Raw genomic sequence first — 17823 nt, 5'->3', positions numbered from 1 at the left:
TGTGTAAAATAATCGATTATTCTGATGCTGGGGCCTGACGGTTGTGGAGGGGTATTTCCTTCATCAGGAGGGAGAGCGCGAAGGCAATCACACCCAATGAGGCCGCAATCCAAAAGATCGGGTGGATGGCGTTCACAACGCTATCCGCGACTAAACCGCGTGCTTCCTCTGGCAGCCCGTGCAGCATTTGCGGGCCGATCTCACCGTTGAATTCGACCGTCGTGCCAAGGCCTGCCGCCATACGTGCCGCAAAGAGGGCGCCGAATGCAGCAACCGCGAGCGACCCGCCAACCTGACGGAACATCAGGCCAGCCGCAGTTGCGGTGCCCAAGGTTTCACGCGGTACAGCGTTTTGCACAGCGGTGGTCAGAACGGGGAACGTTGTCCCCATGCCGAGACCAAACGTGGCGAGCGACAGGCTGAACCGAAGCGTCGAGGTGTATTGGTCGATGGTCGACAGGGCGATCATTCCGAGCACGATAAAGACCGCGCCAATGATCGGCAGGATGCGATATTTCCCTGTTTTGCCCATCCAGCGGCCCGAGGTGGTGGAGCCGAGCAGGATGCCAAAGGTCATTGGGATCAGCATGAGGCCCGATACGGTCGGGGAGACGCCTTTTGCGATTTGCAGGTAGATCGGCAGGAAGGTGACAGAGCCGAACATCGCCGCGCCGATGATAAAGCTGATCGCAGAGGTCGTCGAAAATACGTTCAGTTTGAACAGTTTCAACGGCAGGATCGGCTCTGCTGCGCGGGATTCAATGTAGACAAACGCGATGGTGCTGATGAGCGAGAGGGCAATCAGGCCGATAAAGGTCGGGCTGTTCCATGCGATTGTGTTGCCACCCAGCGATGTTGCCAGCGTCAGCGATGCCAGCGCGACCGAGAGGGTTGCAGCCCCCCACCAGTCGATAGAGTGCTTGACCCGACGGCCGGTCGGTTTGAACGCCATTGCAAAGCCAGCGACCGCAGCGGCGCCGAACGGGATGTTGATGTAGAAAATCCAGTGCCAGGTGAAGGCTTCGACGAACCAGCCACCAATCAGCGGCCCGATGACCGACGACATGGAAAAGACGGCAGCGAAAATGCCCTGCACCTTTGCGCGGTCACGCGGTGGGATCACGTCACCGATAACAGAGAGGGCGAGGACGAAGAGACCGCCACCGCCAAGGCCCTGAAGCGCACGGGCGAGGATCAGGAAGGTCATCGAATTGGCGAGGCCACAGAGCGCGGAGCCGAAGAGGAACAGGCCGACCGAGACGAACACCGTATTTCGGCGTCCATAAAGGTCACCAATTTTGCCATAGAGCGGCGCAACAACGGTCGAGGCCAGCATATAGGCCGTTACGACCCAGCTGAGGTGCTCTAGCCCGCCGAGGTCGGCAACGATGGTCGGGAGGGCGGTGGAAACGATGGTTTGGTCAAGTGCGGCAAGCAACAAGAGCACCCCGATGGATGCAATAATAAGTCGTGTCGACCCCGTATGGGTCGGAGTAGGTGCAGCGGTCATTGGGGCTCCAGTTTTCTACGGGTGCGTTGCCCGTGATTTCCTCTTTATCTATCGGGAATGAAATTTATGTGTCAATAGCACATAATTGTCATTGGCAGGTAATTGACTTGTGCGAATATGTGAGTAGACACGAACGCCATGACGAAGATGCCAAAGAAATTTCACGACAACGTGCCCGAACTGCTGGCTAACGCTGGTTTCGGGCCTGACATGATTGATGCCCTGCTGGATCTCGACGGGACGATGTTCCTTTGGCATCGGGCGTCGTCCAAAGGTGAAGTGCCCGCGAAAATTCTGGCGGAGTTGGGCTCTAGCGTTGAGGTCGGTCAGTTCTACGCCATGACCGCGATTTTCCGTATCCAAGAAGGGGTGGGGCGCGACATTGCAGAGCCTGCAACGATTGGTCTCCTCGCTGAGGAAATGAATATCGATCCCTCGCGTGCGAGCCGCGTGGCCAGTGACCTGATTGCCAAAGGTCTGGTGCGCCGTGAGGCGGCCCAAGATGATGGGCGAAAGTCGATCTTGGTCCTGACGGATGAAGCCATCGCGCTGTTTCGGGCCTATAAAGAACTGAAATGGGCCAAGGTGATCGAGGTTTATCGGGATTGGAACGCTGAGGATATCGCGGCCTTTTCCCGTCTCCTTGGGCGATATGTCGGTGATATGCGCCGCGTTTTGCATGGGCAAGACTAACTAGAACATAATGCGAACAGGCGCTTTCCTCGCGTCCAGAGTTGCGCTATTTATCCTGCCATGAGCAGCTATTCCGATGATGACGCCTTTGAGGCGGCCGAAATGTCCTTGTCCCAGCGCGCTATGATGGCGTCGCGGCCTACGCCATATCTGGATGACCTCAATCCGGCACAGCGAGAGGCGGTTGAGGCGTTAGACGGTCCCGTTTTGATGCTGGCGGGTGCGGGAACGGGCAAGACCAAGGCGCTGACCACGCGGATCGTTCACCTGCTTGCCACGGGTAAGGCGCGTCCGAATGAAATCCTTTCGGTGACGTTCACCAACAAAGCTGCGCGCGAGATGAAAGAGCGTGTTGGCCGTCTGCTGGGCGAGGCGGTTGAGGGTATGCCGTGGATGGGCACCTTCCACTCTGTCTGCGTAAAACTTCTGCGCCGTCACGCCGAACTAATCGGGATGGATGACCGCAATGCCCTGATCGAAGGGCGCCCGTCGCTACACCTGAAATCGAATTTCACGATCCTCGATACTGACGATCAGATTCGCCTGCTCAAGCAATTGATCGAGGCGAATAACATTGATGCTAAACGCTGGCCGCCACGGATGCTGGCGGGGATCATTGATAGCTGGAAAAACCGCGCATGGACGCCCGATAAGGTTCCGACCCGCGAGGCCGCTGCCTTTGATGGCAAAGCGATTGACCTCTACGACCAGTATCAGCGCCGTTTGCTGGAATTGAATGCCGTCGATTTCGGTGACCTCTTGCTGCACATGGTCACGATATTCCAGACCCATCAGGACGTGCTGGATCAATACCAGCGCTGGTTCCGCTATGTGATGGTGGACGAATATCAGGATACTAACGTCGCGCAGTATCTCTGGCTGCGCCTCCTTGCTGGTGGGCATAAGAACATCTGCTGCGTAGGCGATGACGACCAGTCGATCTATGGCTGGCGCGGGGCTGAGGTCGGGAACATCCTCAAGTTCGAAAAGGATTTCCCCGGGGCCAAGGTCGTTCGACTGGAACAAAACTACCGCTCCACCCCACATATCCTTGCCGCTGCTTCAGGTGTGATTGCGGGCAACAAGGGGCGTTTGGGTAAAACGCTCTGGACGGACCGCGAAGAAGGTGAACGCGTTCGCCTAATCGGTCATTGGGACGGCGAAGAAGAGGCCCGTTGGATCGGCGAAGAGATTGAGGCGATGCAGCGCGGCACCCGTGGGATGGACCGACGGTCGCTCGACGATATGGCAATCCTGGTTCGGGCGTCGCATCAGATGCGCGCGTTTGAGGACCGTTTCCTGACCATCGGCCTGCCATATCGCGTCATCGGTGGCCCGCGTTTCTATGAGCGTTTGGAAATCCGTGATGCGATGGCCTATTTCCGTCTAGCTGTGTCACAAGACGACGACCTCGCGTTCGAGCGGATTGTGAACACGCCGAAACGGGGGCTGGGTGATAAGGCGATCCAGACGATTCAGCGTATGGCGCGTGATAATGGCGTGAACCTCGTCGAAGGGGCGCGGCTTTGTGTCGACACCGGCGCGATCAAAGGCAAAGGTGGCGCGGCGCTGGGCGAATTGGTTCAGGGGCTCGACCGTTGGTATCAGCAGCTGCGGGATGAGGCGGACACGCATATTGAAGTGGCCGAAATGATCCTCGACGAATCTGGCTACACCACGATGTGGATGAACGACAAAACGCCCGAGGCTCCGGGGCGGCTAGAAAACCTTAAGGAATTGGTCAAAGCGCTCGAGAATTTCGATAACCTGCAAGGGTTCCTCGAACATATCGCGCTGATCATGGACAATGATTCCGAGGATGCTGAGGAAAAGGTCAGCATCATGACCCTGCACGCGGCAAAGGGTTTGGAATTCCCAGCCGTGTTCCTGCCGGGGTGGGAGGACGGTTTGTTCCCGTCCCAACGCAGCATGGATGAAAGCGGGCTGAAGGGGTTGGAAGAAGAGCGCCGCCTTGCTTACGTCGGCATTACCCGTGCCGAAGAGGTTTGCACTATTTCCTTTGCCGCGAACCGTCGGGTCTATGGCCAGTGGCAGAGCCAGCTGCCCAGCCGTTTCATCGACGAATTGCCAGTTGATCACGTGGAAATTCTAACACCTCCGGGGCTATATGGTGGGGGCTATGGCGCCGCTGGCATGTCGTCGAGCGCGTCACCCGCCTATGCGATGAAATCCGCATCCACCATCGAAGAGCGCGTTGGCAAGGCCGATGTTTACAACTCCCCCGGTTGGAAACGGATGCAAGCACGGAGCCAGAGCCGTGGCATGGCCCAGCCGTCAGAGGTGCGTGGTTTAACCATCGATGCGACCGCTGTGTCGTCTTTCACCATCGGCGATCGCGTGTTCCACCAAAAATTCGGCTATGGCGAAGTGATGGAGATTGAGGGCGATAAGCTCGATATCGAATTCGATAAGGCGGGTTCGAAGAAGGTCGTGGCAAAGTTCATCGTCTCTGCGGCGCAGGCAAACGACGTTCCATTTTAGGGTTTCGCCTTTAACGTGCATCGCGTAGCTTGCTCGGAGACCCGAGTGAGTTATGGGGTATGAGTATGGCTTTGGCAGCCGAACGGGCAGACTACGCATTACAAAAGGCGATGGAACAGTTTTGGGCCGTCGGTATTGAGGCGACCCCTTATCCAGAGTTGGTCAAGGTCACAGGGCTGAGCCGCAAGGCGCTCTATCAGCAGTGGCCTGACAAAACGCGGTTGGTGCATGACGCCTTGGATCGCTACCGCAAATCCGTCCTCATTGATCAATGCGAGATTTTCAAAACACCTGGTCCTGCGGCGGTGACACGGTTTTGGGATGCGCTAGAGGCTGCTGTTGTCCCCGACTGGCAGGGGTGTTTCCTATTGCGGTCCGCGGCGGGTGAGTTGCGCCATGATGAAAAGGCGCGGCAGATGTATACGGAACACCTATCCACCATTCAGTGTGGGATCATGATGTCTTTGAAGGGGCACCATAAGGACCCAGCAGGCGCTGCGTGGCAGGCAGTTGGGGTGATGACCTTAGTTACGGCACTGGCAGGACAGGGAATGCCCTTGGCCATGCTCAAGCCCGTTTTTGCCGCAGGTCGTGCGGCAACCGCGTTTTAGTGTCCGCGGATAATCGGGATCAGGGTTAGCACCAATAGGACGGCCATGGTGATGTTAAACGCCCGAAGTCGGCCATGATTGTTCAGGAAACGGCGTGCCTGTTGGCCCAATGCGTTCCAGAAAAAGATCGACGGTAGGTTCGTGCACATGAACGTCAGAGCCACCAGCAGAACCTGCGCAAAGGAATGGTCCGCCGTGTAGGCGCTGATCGCGGTCAGGGCCATGAACCAGCCCTTGGGATTGACCCATTGAAACGCTGCGGCCTGCAAGAAGGTCAGTGGCTTGCCTTCGGCCTCGGGTGCGTCTGGCGATTTGGGCGCGGCATTCGCGATCTTCCATGACAGATACAGCAGATAGGCGACCGAGCCCCATTTCATCACGACAAGCATGATTGGGAAGGTGTCGAACACCTGCACCAGACCTGCGCCCAGAACAACGATCATGAACGAATGGCCGAGGCCAACGCCCAGAATATGCGGGATCGAGCGGCGAATGCCAAAGTTGGCCCCTGAGGCCATCAACATCATGTTGTTCGGCCCCGGAGTGATGGAGCTGACAAAGGCAAAGCCGATAAGGGCGACGATCAATTCGTAGGTCATGCCTTGTGCTGTGACAAATGTCTCAGGTTGCTGCAATCGAAATCGTGAGGGCTGAAAAAGCAAACGGCGGCACCCGGGAGGAGGAGGGGTGCCGCCGTGCTATTCGGCGAACGCTCAGGGAGGAGGAGAGAGCATTCGCTTGGCGAAGCGTCCGGTCAGGGAGGAGGAGAGACCATCTGCTTCTATGCGGAACCTTCAGGGAGGAGGAGAGAAGGTCCCGTATCTGAATTTGGTGCGGCGGGATCAGGGAGGAGGAGAGATCCCGCCGCTATTTCACGGACCTTCAGGGAGGAGGAGGAGGGTCCGTAAACTCTATTCTTTTGCGGCAGCCCCCAAGGGAGGAGGAGAAGGGGGCCGCCGCTTTAGTCACGATCCGCTCAGGGAGGAGGAGAGAGCAGATCGTTGTCGAAGGTCCCAGGGAGGAGGAGAGGGACCGTCGTATTCTATGTCTTAGGCGCCGTAGGCAGCTTCGATTGCGATGCTTTTGATCATCGAGCGGGAGATGCCCAGATCAGCAAGTTCGCGGCCAGAGAGCTGCGACAGTTCATTGATTGTCGCGCGGTATACTTTGTACTTGGCGTAGCGATCAGCGAGGTTTGCGAAGAAGCCGCCGAAAGCGGGGGTGTAACCTGTGCGGACGTCGTTTGCGTAAGCCATGTCATTCTCTTTTCATCGTGCCCCGCATCGGGCGGGTCTGTTTCATCTTTCGGCGTATCGTAGTTCGCCGTGGCATCTTGCTGCCGTTGGACCTAATTTGGCGCTAATGCTGCGGATGCACAATTGGGACTTTCGTCAATGCCGCCATGCAGCAAATGCATACGAAGTGCTGACCTATTTCACATAGGCGTTACATTGCAGGGGATTTGGCTTGTGATTTGCCTATTCCGTGACATGTTTTGCCGCTGAATTGGGCAGAGTTTGAACAGGAGGGTCTGGTGACCTTAGGGAAAGATACGGTTCTTGAGATATTGAACGGCATTGCGCTGCCCGCAGGTGGGACGCTTGTGTCCAAAGATCTTGTTCGGGCCTTGACGGTTGATGGCGGGCAGATTCGCTTTGTGCTTGAGGCGCCCACACCTGATGAAGCACGCGCGCTGGAACCTGTCCGTCTAGTGGCGGTCGAGGCCTTGCGCGCAGTTGAAGGTGTCACGGACGTGCAAGCGGTGATTACGGCGCACGGACCGTCGAAGCCCGCACAACCCGCGCCGAGCCTTAAGGTCGGTCGTCATCCGACGCCCCAAGCTGGCCCGCAGGGTGTGCCTGGTGTCAAACGGATCATCGCCATCGGTTCGGGAAAGGGCGGCGTTGGGAAATCCACCGTGTCGAGCAACCTCGCCGTAGCTTTGGCGAAGGCGGGTAAAAAGGTCGGTCTATTAGATGCCGATATATATGGTCCCAGTCAGCCACGGATGATGGGTATCACGGGGCGACCATCGTCGCCTGATGGTGAACATATAGAGCCGCTCCGCGCGCATGGCGTCACAGTCATGTCTATTGGCCTGCTCGTTGATCCTGATAAAGCGGTGATCTGGCGGGGTCCGATGCTGATGGGCGCGTTGCAACAGATGCTCGGTCAGGTGAACTGGGGTGAGCTGGACGTGCTGCTGATCGACCTGCCACCGGGGACAGGCGATATTCAACTGTCGCTCTGCCAAAAGACCCACATGACGGGCGCTATAGTCGTATCGACCCCGCAGGACGTGGCGCTGATCGACGCGCGTAAGGCGATTGATATGTTTAACACGCTCAAGACGCCGATCTTGGGTCTGATTGAGAACATGTCGACCTTCCATTGCCCGAATTGCGGGCATGAAGCGCATATCTTTGGTCATGGCGGGGTGGCTGCTGCGTCCCGAGAGCTGTCGGTTCCGTTCTTGGGGTCGCTTCCGATTGACCTTGATACCCGACTGGCTGGCGACGCGGGGACACCTGTGGCCGCTGGTGGGGGTGCGATGGCCGATGCCTATGCAAGTCTCGCCTCGAAGTTGATCGAGGGCGGTCTCATTTAGTTATACTTTTCGAACCTTTAGGTTCTCGGGGCCGTTCGGTTGTTCGCCGGACGGCCCTTTGTGTTGCAGATATGGAATCCTATGGAACTGATCTGGGTTCTCAATTTGAATCTGGCTTGCGGTTGCACTCAATCCGAATCACTGCGGCGTGATTTTGAGTGAATTTTAGGAACGTATGCGGAACATTTTCACACCAGATAACCCCGACTGGGAGTGGATGGAATTTTTTGTGAATCCCATGGAACTTGTGGGTCATGGTTTATGAAATCTATATGTTGTGTCATTTCTTGCGGATCGTGGCATAACCTGCGTCACCTCACGCTCACGTGACCCCTTGGTTATCATTGGTATTGCCTAGCTATCCCCATTAAGTTCCATGAGGTTCCAGAAAGTTGTTGCCAGACTCCGTTCCAATCGGCATATTCAACTCATCGGAAGCAGAGTGATAACAAATACCAAGGGCCGAACTTAAAAAGAGCCCAGAGGCGAAAATAGCAGGTTTCATACAGGCACACGCTTCTTCCGAATAATAGATCCGGCGCGCGAGCGAGCAGACATCCCCCCAGGTGGCGCGCGTTGCTGGACTTCCCGAAAGGGACGGTGGCGGCGGATCGAACAGTGGCAGCAGTTCGATCCGCCGTTCCCTTTTCGGGGTTGGTGAAATCGGGGGCAGGTAAGAGGGACCGCACAAGTGGTTCAGGCGTTTGAAGGTGAATACACCCAGCGGGTGGATAAAAAGGGACGCATGTCGATCCCCGCCGATTTTCGTCGTGTCCTGCTCTCTGGTGATCCCGAAGCCGAAGCCCGCGGTAACCCCCGTTTAAAAATCGTCTACGGTCAGCACCTGAAGAACTGCGTGCAAGCCTATACGATCAATGAATATCAGCGCGTCATTGATGATATCTACGCGATGCCGCGCGAACGCTCTGCTGATCAAAAACGTCTAGCGCACCTCTATGTGACGCAGTCGATCACGCTCGATGTCGATAAGGATGGTCGCGTGATCCTGCCAAAGTCGATCCGCGATAAGCTGTCGATCGAAGAGGGGGACGTTTATTTCCGCGGTCTCGTCGGTACGTTCGAGATGTGGAACAACGATATCTTCCAGTCCACGGTCAATGCAGATATCGATGATTGGCTGGACGGAATGGATGACGACTTTGATCCGTTGTCATTGTTGGGGGGCAGCTGATGTCCTCTCCGACCGATCCGCATATTCCCGTTCTCATCAGGCCGCTCATTCGGGCGGTCTCGCCTGTTTCAGGTGTCTGGCTTGATGGCACATTCGGCGCGGGCGGCTATACCCGTGCGCTGTTGGAGGCGGGTGCTGATAAGGTTATCGGAGTGGACAGAGATCCGCTGGCGTTTGAGATGGCAGAGCCGTGGATCGGGGATTTCGGCGACCGGATTGAATTCGTGCAAGGCACCTTTTCGAAGATGGATCAGTATGCGCAGAACCTTGATGGGGTTGTGCTCGATCTTGGTGTGTCGTCGATGCAGTTGGACCTTGCGGAGCGCGGCTTTTCTTTCATGAAAGAAGGCCCACTCGACATGCGGATGAGCCAGTCGGGCACCTCTGCAGCGGACCTTTGCAATGAGCTGGACGAAGAAGAACTCGCCGATATCATCTATCTTTATGGTGAAGAGCGGGCGAGCCGTCGTATCGCAAAGGCCATCGTTAAGGCGCGTCCGCTGACGACCACTCTGCAACTCGCGAAAATCGTGGAAAGCTGCCTGCCGCGGCCCAAACCGGGGCAGAGCCATCCCGCGACCCGCACGTTCCAAGCACTGCGCATTGCGGTGAATGATGAATACGGCCAGTTGGCCGAGGGCCTTATGGCTGCCGAACGGGCATTGAAACCGGGTGGTCTCTTGGCTGTTGTGACGTTCCATTCGGTCGAAGATCGGATGACAAAACGGTTCTTCCAATCGCGGTCGGGCAGGACCGCAAATGCGAACCGTTACGCGCCTGAACTGGCGCAAGACAAACCCGCGTTCGAAATGGTCGAGAAAAAGGCCATCGGACCGGATCAGCAAGAATTGACGGAAAACCCGAGGTCGCGATCGGCAAAGCTGCGTGTTGCACGCCGCACTGATGCACCATCGGGAGACATGGATCGCAAGGCGCTAGGTATGCCTATGCGAAAAGGGGAGCGGTAATGCGTAGCCTGTTGTATGTTTTGTCCGCGCTTGGGGTGATTGCATTGGCTTTTTGGGCCTATCAGGAAAACTACCGTACTCAAGATTCCATCAAACATGTTCGCCAGTTAAGCCGTGAAATTGTAGCGGCAAACTCTAGCCTGCGGATGCTGCGGGCAGAGTGGGCCTATCTGAACCGTCCTGACCGTCTGCGCGACCTCGTTGATCTGAACTTTGACCGTCTAGGGCTGTTGCCGCTGATGCCCGATGGCTTTGGTCGTGTGGATCAGGTGATCTATCCTTCGCTGCCTTTGTTGCCCGTGTCGGGCCGGATCGTAGAAGTGTCGAGCGATGGTGATGCGGAGGGCTCCCTATGATACGCACCCCGCTGCGCCCGCTGGCCCGTATCCTGAACGCCCGTCAAGCAGGGGAAAACCCTGACGCGATTGAGGCCGAGAATAAGCGCATTCGTCATGAAGCGATGCGCGACACAGATCGTGTGCGGGCCGAAAGCCGCCTGTACATTCTGGGCGGTTGTTTCTTTTTTGCTTTCACAGCGATCATCCTGAAAATGGGTGTGATTGCAACGACTTTACCCGAAGAACCTCAAGTATCGCGGGGCGGTGATCCGATCCTTTCAATGCGGTCTGATATCGTCGACCGCGAAGGCCGTGTTCTGGCAACGAACTTTGACACCTATGCCGTTTACGCGCACCCGCGCGACATGATCGACCCAGAGGTGGCTGCCTCTGAACTCGCGCGGATTTTCCCAGAGCTGGACGAGGAGCGCCTGCTCAAGGATTTCACGGGCAACCGTAGCTTTGTCTGGATCCGCCGCCAGATCAGCCCTGAACAGATGCAAGAAGTCTTTGACATCGGTGAACCGGGATTGCTGTTCGGGCCGCGCGAAATGCGCCTTTATCCTAACGGGCCAGTTGCAAGCCACATTCTAGGTGGATCGAACTTTGGCCGCGAAGGTGTTGATTCAGCTGAAATCGTGGGTATTGCAGGGGTTGAGCGCCAATTTGACGACTACCTGCGTGATCCTGCGAATGGCGGTGCTCCGCTTCAGTTGTCGATTGACCTGACTGTTCAGGCCGCGACCGAACGCGTTCTTGCGGGCGGTATGATGCTGATGAACGCCAAGGGGGCGGCCGCTGTTTTGATGGACGTGCACACGGGCGAGATCATCTCGATGGCGTCGCTGCCTGACTTTGACCCGAACAATCGTCCCACCGTTCTGACCCAAGGCGACCAGTCCGATAGCCCGCTGTTTAACCGTGCGGTGCAGGGCGTTTACGAATTGGGCTCGACGTTCAAGATTTTGGCTGTTGCGCAGGCGCTAGAGCTTGGCTTGGTCAACCCTGACACCATGATCCAAACGGCGCCTGCGATCCGCATCGGCGGCTTTGCGATCAACGACTTCCACAGCTATGGCCGCGAAAACAGCGTCACGGACGTGATTGCGAAATCGTCGAACATTGGCACCGCGCATATCGCGGAAATGATCGGCGGCGAACGCCAGCAAGAATTCCTGCGGTCTTTGGGCATTCTCGACGTATCTCCCGTTGAATTGAGCGAGGCCCGCGCAGGCCGTCCGCAATATCCCCGCGATTGGACGCCAATTAATACGATGACCATTTCCTATGGTCACGGCGTGGCGGCATCGCCGCTCCACCTCGCATCGGCCTATGCTACGCTTGCGAATGGTGGCCGTTTGGTGACGCCAACGTTGATCCATGATGCCTCTAACACGGTGGGCGAACGGGTGATCAGCGAAACAACTGCACGTCAGTCGGTAGACATGTTGCGTCAGGTAGTGACCCGCGGTACCGCGTCCTTTGGTGAAGTCGCAGGCTATGAGGTTGCTGGTAAAACAGGTACCGCCGACAAGGTGCGCCCGACGGGCGGCTACTACGAAGACAAAGTGATTGCGACCTTCGCGTCGGTCTTTCCCGCGTCGGACCCGAAATACGTCCTCATTGTGACTTTGGATGAACCGAATGACACCACAGGAACAGAGCCGCGCCGCACCGCAGGCTGGACTGCTGTGCCTGTCGCGGCAGAGATGATCCGCCGCGTTGCACCTTTGCTTGGGTTGCGACCAAATATTGAAACTCCCCTCATGACGGGTGTATCGCTCGCTTCAGAATAAAAGGGGCATTTCATATGGCAGGCGCTGCGCAAAAGACGGTCACATTGTCAGACCTAGGACTGACCGCACAGGGGGCCTGCGATGCGCGGGTCAACGCGATCACCATCGATAGTCGCGAAGTCATGCCGGGTGCCCTTTTTGGCGCAATGCCAGGAAGCAACGTGCATGGCGCGGCCTACATAGGCACAGCGCTGGAAAACGGTGCGGTTGCGATTTTGACGGACCGTGCAGGGGCTGAACTGGCCGCTGACGTTTTGGCCGATAGCAGCGCCTGTTTAATTATTTCCGAAGACCCACGTCAGACCTTGGCGCAAACAGCGGCGCTATTCTTTGGTGCGCAGCCAGAGGTCGCCGTTGCGGTGACGGGGACCAATGGGAAAACCTCTGTCTCGACCTTCTGCCGTCAGATCTGGGCGGAACTTGGTTTTGAGGCTGTGAACCTCGGCACTACGGGCGTTGAAGGGGCGTGGACCTATCCTCTTCGCCACACGACACCCGATCCGATCACATTGCAGCGGGTTTTAGCCTCGGCCGCGACCGAAGGCGTGACCCATGTCGCGATGGAGGCGTCCTCGCATGGTTTGGATCAGCGGCGTTTGGACGGTGTTATGTTGGCGGCGGCTGGGTTTACGAACTTTACCCAAGATCACCTCGACTATCACAAGACATTTGAGGCTTATTTCGACGCAAAGATGGGCCTCTTTGGCCGTGTGTTGCCACCCGAAGGCACGGCGGTGATCAACCTCGATGATCCCAAAGGGATCGACGTTTTGCGCATTGCCGAACAACGTGGCCATGAAGTGCTTGGCGTTGGGCGTTCTGATCTCGCACGTTTGCGGCTCTTGTCGCAGCGGTTCGATGCGACGGGGCAGGATTTGCGGTTTGACTGGCAGGGTGAAATTCACCTGACCCGTCTGAACCTCATCGGCGGATTTCAGGCAGAAAATGTGCTCCTTGCGGCTGGGCTGGTGATTGGCGCGGGCGCCGACCCGCAAGACGTCTTTGACACGCTGCCGCAACTGACGACGGTGCGGGGTCGCATGCAATTGGCCGCCACACGCGACAACGGCGCGGCGGTTTATGTGGATTACGCGCATACGCCCGATGCCGTCGAAACTGCGCTGCAAGCCATCCGCCCGCATGTAATGGGGCGCATTGTCGCGATTGTTGGCGCTGGTGGCGACCGTGACACCACGAAACGCCCGCTCATGGGCGCTGCTGCGGCTGAGAATGCCGATGTGGTGATTGTGACCGACGATAACCCGCGGTCCGAGGATCCTGCCTTGATCCGCGCTGCCGTGATTGAAGGTGCGCATCGTGTTCGGACCAAAGATGTTTACGAGGTCGGTGATCGTGCTGAAGCGATCTTACGCGCTGCTGACATGCTGCAACCGGGCGATGCGCTGCTTGTTGCGGGTAAGGGGCACGAGACGGGCCAGATCGTTGGCACCGACGTGCTGCATTTCGATGATGTAGAGGTCGCGTCCCAAGCGGTCCTCGCGCTTGATGGGAAAATCTGATGACAACGCCGCTTTGGACTTCGCGTGATGCTGTGGCCGCAACGGGCGGCACGGCGACTTGTGACTGGTCGGTCACCGGCGTGTCGATTGATACCCGAACCCTGCAAGAGGGCGACCTTTTTGTCGCGCTCAAAGCGGCGCGGGATGGACACGATTTTGTCGCTCAGGCGCTGGCGTCTGGGGCAGGGGCGGCACTGGTCACGCACCGTCCTGAAGGTGTCGCAGAAGATGCGCCGCTTCTGATTGTCGATGATGTTCTGACCGCGTTAGAGGATTTGGGCCGCGCCGCACGGGCACGGACGAAGGCTCGGGTTGTTGCTGTAACCGGCTCGGTTGGCAAAACCTCGACCAAGGAAATGCTGCGCGATGTCTTGGGCACCCAAGGCAAAACTCACGCAGCAGAAGCGTCTTACAACAACCATTGGGGCGTTCCACTGACCTTGGCACGGATGCCTGCGGACACAAAATACGCAGTGATCGAAATCGGGATGAACCACCCAGGTGAAATCGCGCCGCTCGCCAAAATGGCGCGTCCACATGTGGTCATGATCACAACCGTGGCAGCAGCGCACCTTGAAGCGTTTGAGAATATCGACGGGATCGCCCGCGAGAAGGCCGCGATTTGCGAGGGGCTAGAGCCCAAAGGCACCGCCGTTCTGAACGGTGATCTGTCTAATTCGCAAATCCTGATCGATGCCGCCCGTGCCAAAGGCGCGAAGGTCATCACCTTTGGTCAGTCCAAAGGATGTCACCACCGTATGCTCGACCTTCGGATTTGCGAAGGTGCAACGGTGGCGCAGGCCCGTGCATGGCGTACGCCTGTCTTGCTCAAGGTCGCGACCGAAGGTCGTCACTTTGCCATGAACGCCTTGGGTGTGGTGGCTGTGGTGCAGGCGCTCGGCGCGGATCGGACTAAGGCGATGCTCGACCTCGGGCAATGGTCGCCGCCTGCTGGCCGTGGCCTCTCAGAACAGATCGTCACCGATCCTGCCCGCGATGGTCATTACTTTGATCTGATTGACGATGCGTTCAACGCGAACCCCACATCGCTCTCTGCGAGCCTCGAAGTTCTGGCTGCACGTAAGCCCCGCAATGGCTTTGGCCGCTATGCCAAAGGTCGCCGTGTTGCGATCCTCGGGGATATGCTGGAGCTGGGTCCAGACGAGATCGCATTGCACGCTGGCATGGTGAATGATCGGTCGATTGCTGATATTCAGGTGGTCCACTGCGTTGGCAACCGCATGCGCCACATGTGGGAAGCGCTCCCCGAAGGGAAACGCGGCCACTGGGAAGAAACCGCCCAAGATCTCATCCCTGATATTAACCGTTTGGTAGACAGCGGTGACGTTGTTTTGGTTAAAGGGTCCAAAGGCAGCAAAGTCAGCCTAGTCGTTGACGCGCTCCGTAAATTGGGGCAACGCAGAGCCAAGTCCGAACAAGAGGCCTGATTTTTATGCTGTATTTGTTAACAAACCTGTCTGATGGCGGCGATTTCTTTAACCTTTTCCGCTACATCTCTTTCCGCGCTGGTGGGGCATTCCTCACTGCGCTGATCTTTGGTTTCATGTTCGGGAAACCCCTGATCAACGTTCTGCGTCGCAAGCAAGGCAAGGGGCAGCCAATCCGTTCTGACGGACCTGAGGGCCATTTCGTCAAAGCAGGCACGCCGACGATGGGCGGTCTGTTGATCGTTGGGGCCTTGGCGTTTTCGACAATCCTCTGGGCGCGGATGGATAACCCGTTCGTGCTGATGGTGCTGTTTGTCACTCTGTCCTACGCGATGATCGGTTTCGCCGACGACTACGCAAAGGTCAGCAAGCAAAGCACCGATGGCGTGTCGGGCAAGGTGCGACTTGTCCTCGGGTTCGTCGTCGCGGCACTGGCCGGCTTCTGGGCGTCCTATTTCCACCCCGAGGCGTTGTCCAACGAACTGGCCTTCCCGATCTTCAAAAACCTACTGGTCGATTTGGGCTTCCTCTTTGTGCCCTTCGCGATGCTCGTCATCGTGGGTGCTGCGAACGCTGTGAACTTTACCGATGGCTTGGATGGTCTGGCTGTGATGCCCGTGATGATCGCGGCGGCGACCTTTGGGATCATCGCCTATGCGGTCGGTCGCGTCGACTTTACCGAATACCTTGAGGTGCACTACGTCCCCGAAGCAGGTGAGATCACCATTTTCTGTGCAGCCCTCATCGGCGGCGGTCTAGGGTTCCTGTGGTATAATGCACCGCCCGCGGCTGTGTTCATGGGCGACACGGGTTCGCTCGCGCTGGGTGGTGCCTTGGGCGCGATTGCAGTTGCGACAAAGCACGAGATCGTTCTGTCGATCGTCGGCGGCCTCTTTGTGATGGAGACTCTGTCGGTCATCATTCAGGTCGCGTACTTCAAACGCACGGGCAAACGTGTGTTCCTGATGGCGCCGATCCACCACCACTACGAAAAGAAGGGCTGGTCAGAGCCGCAGATCGTGATCCGCTTCTGGATTATCTCGCTCATCCTTGCGATGATCGGTCTGGCGACGCTCAAAGTCCGCTAATTCCTATATCATACTGAGGTTCTCATGATCCCCGTTCTCGGTTTCGAAGATCAGACCGTTGCTGTCCTTGGCCTTGGTCGGTCGGGACGGGCTACGGCGGCTGCGCTCAATGCGGGCGGGGCACGTGCGGTAGCATGGGACGATAACCCTGCGGCCCGCGATGCAGCAGAGGCCGAAGGGATCGAATTGCGTGACATGACGCGGCAGGGGGCCTTTGATGGCGTGTCTTGTCTGGTCGTGTCGCCCGGTATTCCGCATCTCTATCCTGCGCCGAACCCTGTGATCGCAGCGGCTTGGGATGCGGGCGTAGCAGTCGATAATGACATCGGCCTCTTTTTCCGATCCTTTGCGACCTACGCATGGGACGACTTCGATCAACAGCCCAAGGTGATCGCGGTCACTGGGTCCAACGGGAAATCGACGACCTCTGCCTTGATCCACCACATCCTGAAAGAGGCAGGCCGCCCGACCCAATTGGCGGGTAACATCGGTCGTGGCGTTTTGGACATCGATCCCGCCCGCGATGGTGAGGTTGTGGTTCTGGAACTGTCGTCCTACCAAACCGATCTTGCCCGTGCGATGACGCCCGATGTGGGTGTGTTCACCAACTTGTCGCCAGACCATTTGGATCGGCATGCGGGACTGGGCGGCTATTTCGCGGCCAAGCGCCGCTTGTTCGCCGAAGGTGGCCCTGATCGCTGTGTAATTGGCGTGGACGAGGTTGAGGGGCGTTACCTTGCCAACCAACTGTCCGAGGGGCAGGCGGATGATCGCGTGATCCGTATTTCCTCGGCTCGGAAATTGGACGGCGAAGGCTGGACCGTTTTTGCGCGCAAAGGGTTCCTCGCTGAATGGCGCAAGGGGCGTCAGGTGGCGTCGATTGATATGCGCGGTATCCTTGGCCTTCCGGGGGCGCATAACCACCAGAACGCTTGTGCCGCCTATGCGGCTTGTCGGACCTTGGGCATTGGCCCGAAAACGATCGAAGAGGCGATGAAGACCTACCCCGGTCTGCCGCACCGCAGCCAGTTGATCGGCGAAAAAGACGGCGTGCGCTATGTGAATGACAGCAAGGCCACGAACGTCGATAGCGCGGCGAAGGCGCTGCAGGCGTTTCCGCGTATTCGCTGGATTTGTGGCGGTCTGCAGAAAGAAGGCGGCTTGGACGGTTTGTTGCCGCATCTCGGTGCAGTGGCGAAGGCCTATGTGATTGGCCGTGAAGCGGCGCAATTCGCGATGCAGCTCGGCGGGATTGATGCTGAGGTCTGCACCACGATGGAAGCGGCGGTTGCGCGTGCAAGTGCCGAGGCGGAATCTGGCGATACGGTCCTGCTGGCGCCAGCCTGTGCGAGTTTCGATCAATATGACAACTTCGAAAAGCGCGGCGACGATTTCGCGGCGCAAGTGCGGGCGATCATCGGGTGAAGGAAGGGGCGCTGCCCCTCTTGGCCTGACGGCCAATTCACCCCGGGATATTTCGGGCACAAAGGCAGGTTAGGCGCGATTTGCGATAGCCGTGCCTGCGGCATGGGCAGAGGCCCACGCCCAT

Annotated in this window: 15 protein-coding genes; 12 read left to right on the top strand and 3 right to left on the bottom strand. The window is 57.6% G+C overall.

Annotated features, from left to right (window positions below; all coding sequences use genetic code 11):
* Positions 1 to 16: 16 nt before the first annotated feature.
* Positions 17 to 1510 carry an MDR family MFS transporter gene (locus AC1QQ2_RS12245; RefSeq protein WP_479713346.1) on the bottom strand — a complete coding sequence of 498 codons (1494 nt, stop codon included), beginning with the start codon at positions 1508 to 1510 and terminating at the stop codon, positions 17 to 19.
* Between the two features lie 138 nt (positions 1511 to 1648).
* Here AC1QQ2_RS12245 and AC1QQ2_RS12240 point away from each other — a divergent pair, with 138 nt between their 5' ends.
* The 3 genes from AC1QQ2_RS12240 (at position 1649) to AC1QQ2_RS12230 (ending at position 5316) form a co-directional block, all read left to right on the top strand.
* A complete protein-coding gene (locus AC1QQ2_RS12240; RefSeq protein ID WP_479713345.1) occupies positions 1649 to 2203 on the top strand; it encodes a MarR family winged helix-turn-helix transcriptional regulator in 555 nt (184 codons plus the stop codon).
* A 60-nt stretch (positions 2204 to 2263) separates the two neighbouring features.
* Complete coding sequence (locus AC1QQ2_RS12235; protein ID WP_479713344.1) at positions 2264 to 4705, top strand: ATP-dependent helicase; 2442 nt, start codon at positions 2264 to 2266, stop codon at positions 4703 to 4705.
* Between the two features lie 65 nt (positions 4706 to 4770).
* Positions 4771 to 5316: a TetR/AcrR family transcriptional regulator gene (locus AC1QQ2_RS12230; protein ID WP_479713343.1), complete on the top strand. Its 546-nt coding sequence runs from the start codon at positions 4771 to 4773 to the stop codon at positions 5314 to 5316.
* On the opposite strand, the gene AC1QQ2_RS12225 is transcribed toward AC1QQ2_RS12230, so the two are convergent.
* On the bottom strand, positions 5313 to 5915 hold the full coding sequence (locus AC1QQ2_RS12225) for a LysE family translocator (RefSeq protein WP_249946471.1): 603 nt from the start codon (positions 5913 to 5915) through the stop codon (positions 5313 to 5315). The genes AC1QQ2_RS12230 and AC1QQ2_RS12225 overlap by 4 nt on opposite strands.
* Before the next feature lie 450 nt (positions 5916 to 6365).
* Positions 6366 to 6572, bottom strand: a complete 207-nt coding sequence (locus AC1QQ2_RS12220) for a DUF1127 domain-containing protein (protein ID WP_479713342.1) — start codon at positions 6570 to 6572, stop codon at positions 6366 to 6368.
* Positions 6573 to 6850: 278 nt separating this feature from the next.
* Here AC1QQ2_RS12220 and AC1QQ2_RS12215 point away from each other — a divergent pair, with 278 nt between their 5' ends.
* From AC1QQ2_RS12215 to murD, 9 genes are all read left to right on the top strand, one after another.
* A complete protein-coding gene (locus AC1QQ2_RS12215) occupies positions 6851 to 7924 on the top strand; it encodes an Mrp/NBP35 family ATP-binding protein (RefSeq protein WP_479713341.1) in 1074 nt (357 codons plus the stop codon).
* Between the two features lie 691 nt (positions 7925 to 8615).
* Positions 8616 to 9116 (top strand): division/cell wall cluster transcriptional repressor MraZ, encoded by a 501-nt coding sequence (locus tag AC1QQ2_RS12210; RefSeq protein WP_074038962.1) that lies wholly within the window; start codon positions 8616 to 8618, stop codon positions 9114 to 9116.
* On the top strand, positions 9116 to 10084 hold the full coding sequence (gene rsmH, locus AC1QQ2_RS12205) for a 16S rRNA (cytosine(1402)-N(4))-methyltransferase RsmH (protein WP_479713340.1): 969 nt from the start codon (positions 9116 to 9118) through the stop codon (positions 10082 to 10084). Before AC1QQ2_RS12210 ends, rsmH begins: the two co-directional genes overlap by 1 nt.
* Entirely contained in the window at positions 10084 to 10440 is a 357-nt protein-coding gene (ftsL, locus tag AC1QQ2_RS12200; RefSeq protein WP_479713339.1) for a cell division protein FtsL, read from the top strand. Before rsmH ends, ftsL begins: the two co-directional genes overlap by 1 nt.
* Positions 10437 to 12218: a peptidoglycan D,D-transpeptidase FtsI family protein gene (locus tag AC1QQ2_RS12195; protein WP_479713338.1), complete on the top strand. Its 1782-nt coding sequence runs from the start codon at positions 10437 to 10439 to the stop codon at positions 12216 to 12218. The genes ftsL and AC1QQ2_RS12195 overlap by 4 nt, the downstream gene beginning before the upstream one ends.
* Before the next feature lie 14 nt (positions 12219 to 12232).
* Positions 12233 to 13738, top strand: coding sequence for a UDP-N-acetylmuramoyl-L-alanyl-D-glutamate--2,6-diaminopimelate ligase (locus tag AC1QQ2_RS12190; protein WP_479713337.1), 1506 nt, complete (start codon positions 12233 to 12235; stop codon positions 13736 to 13738).
* Positions 13738 to 15186, top strand: a complete 1449-nt coding sequence (locus AC1QQ2_RS12185; RefSeq protein WP_479713336.1) for a UDP-N-acetylmuramoyl-tripeptide--D-alanyl-D-alanine ligase — start codon at positions 13738 to 13740, stop codon at positions 15184 to 15186. Before AC1QQ2_RS12190 ends, AC1QQ2_RS12185 begins: the two co-directional genes overlap by 1 nt.
* A 5-nt stretch (positions 15187 to 15191) precedes the next feature.
* Complete coding sequence (gene mraY, locus AC1QQ2_RS12180; RefSeq protein WP_105235461.1) at positions 15192 to 16274, top strand: phospho-N-acetylmuramoyl-pentapeptide-transferase; 1083 nt, start codon at positions 15192 to 15194, stop codon at positions 16272 to 16274.
* Positions 16275 to 16298: 24 nt separating this feature from the next.
* The gene (gene murD, locus AC1QQ2_RS12175) at positions 16299 to 17699 is read left to right on the top strand and encodes a UDP-N-acetylmuramoyl-L-alanine--D-glutamate ligase (protein ID WP_479713335.1); all 1401 of its coding nucleotides are present in this window, start codon (positions 16299 to 16301) and stop codon (positions 17697 to 17699) included.
* Positions 17700 to 17823: the final 124 nt, after the last annotated feature.

Origin of the sequence: Aestuarium sp. (genome assembly GCF_023253315.1) — a bacterium.
Classification (GTDB): Bacteria; Pseudomonadota; Alphaproteobacteria; order Rhodobacterales; family Rhodobacteraceae; genus Marivivens; species Marivivens donghaensis.
The sequence above is the reverse complement of the archived record's forward strand: the minus strand, read 5'-3'. Positions and strand labels throughout refer to the sequence as shown.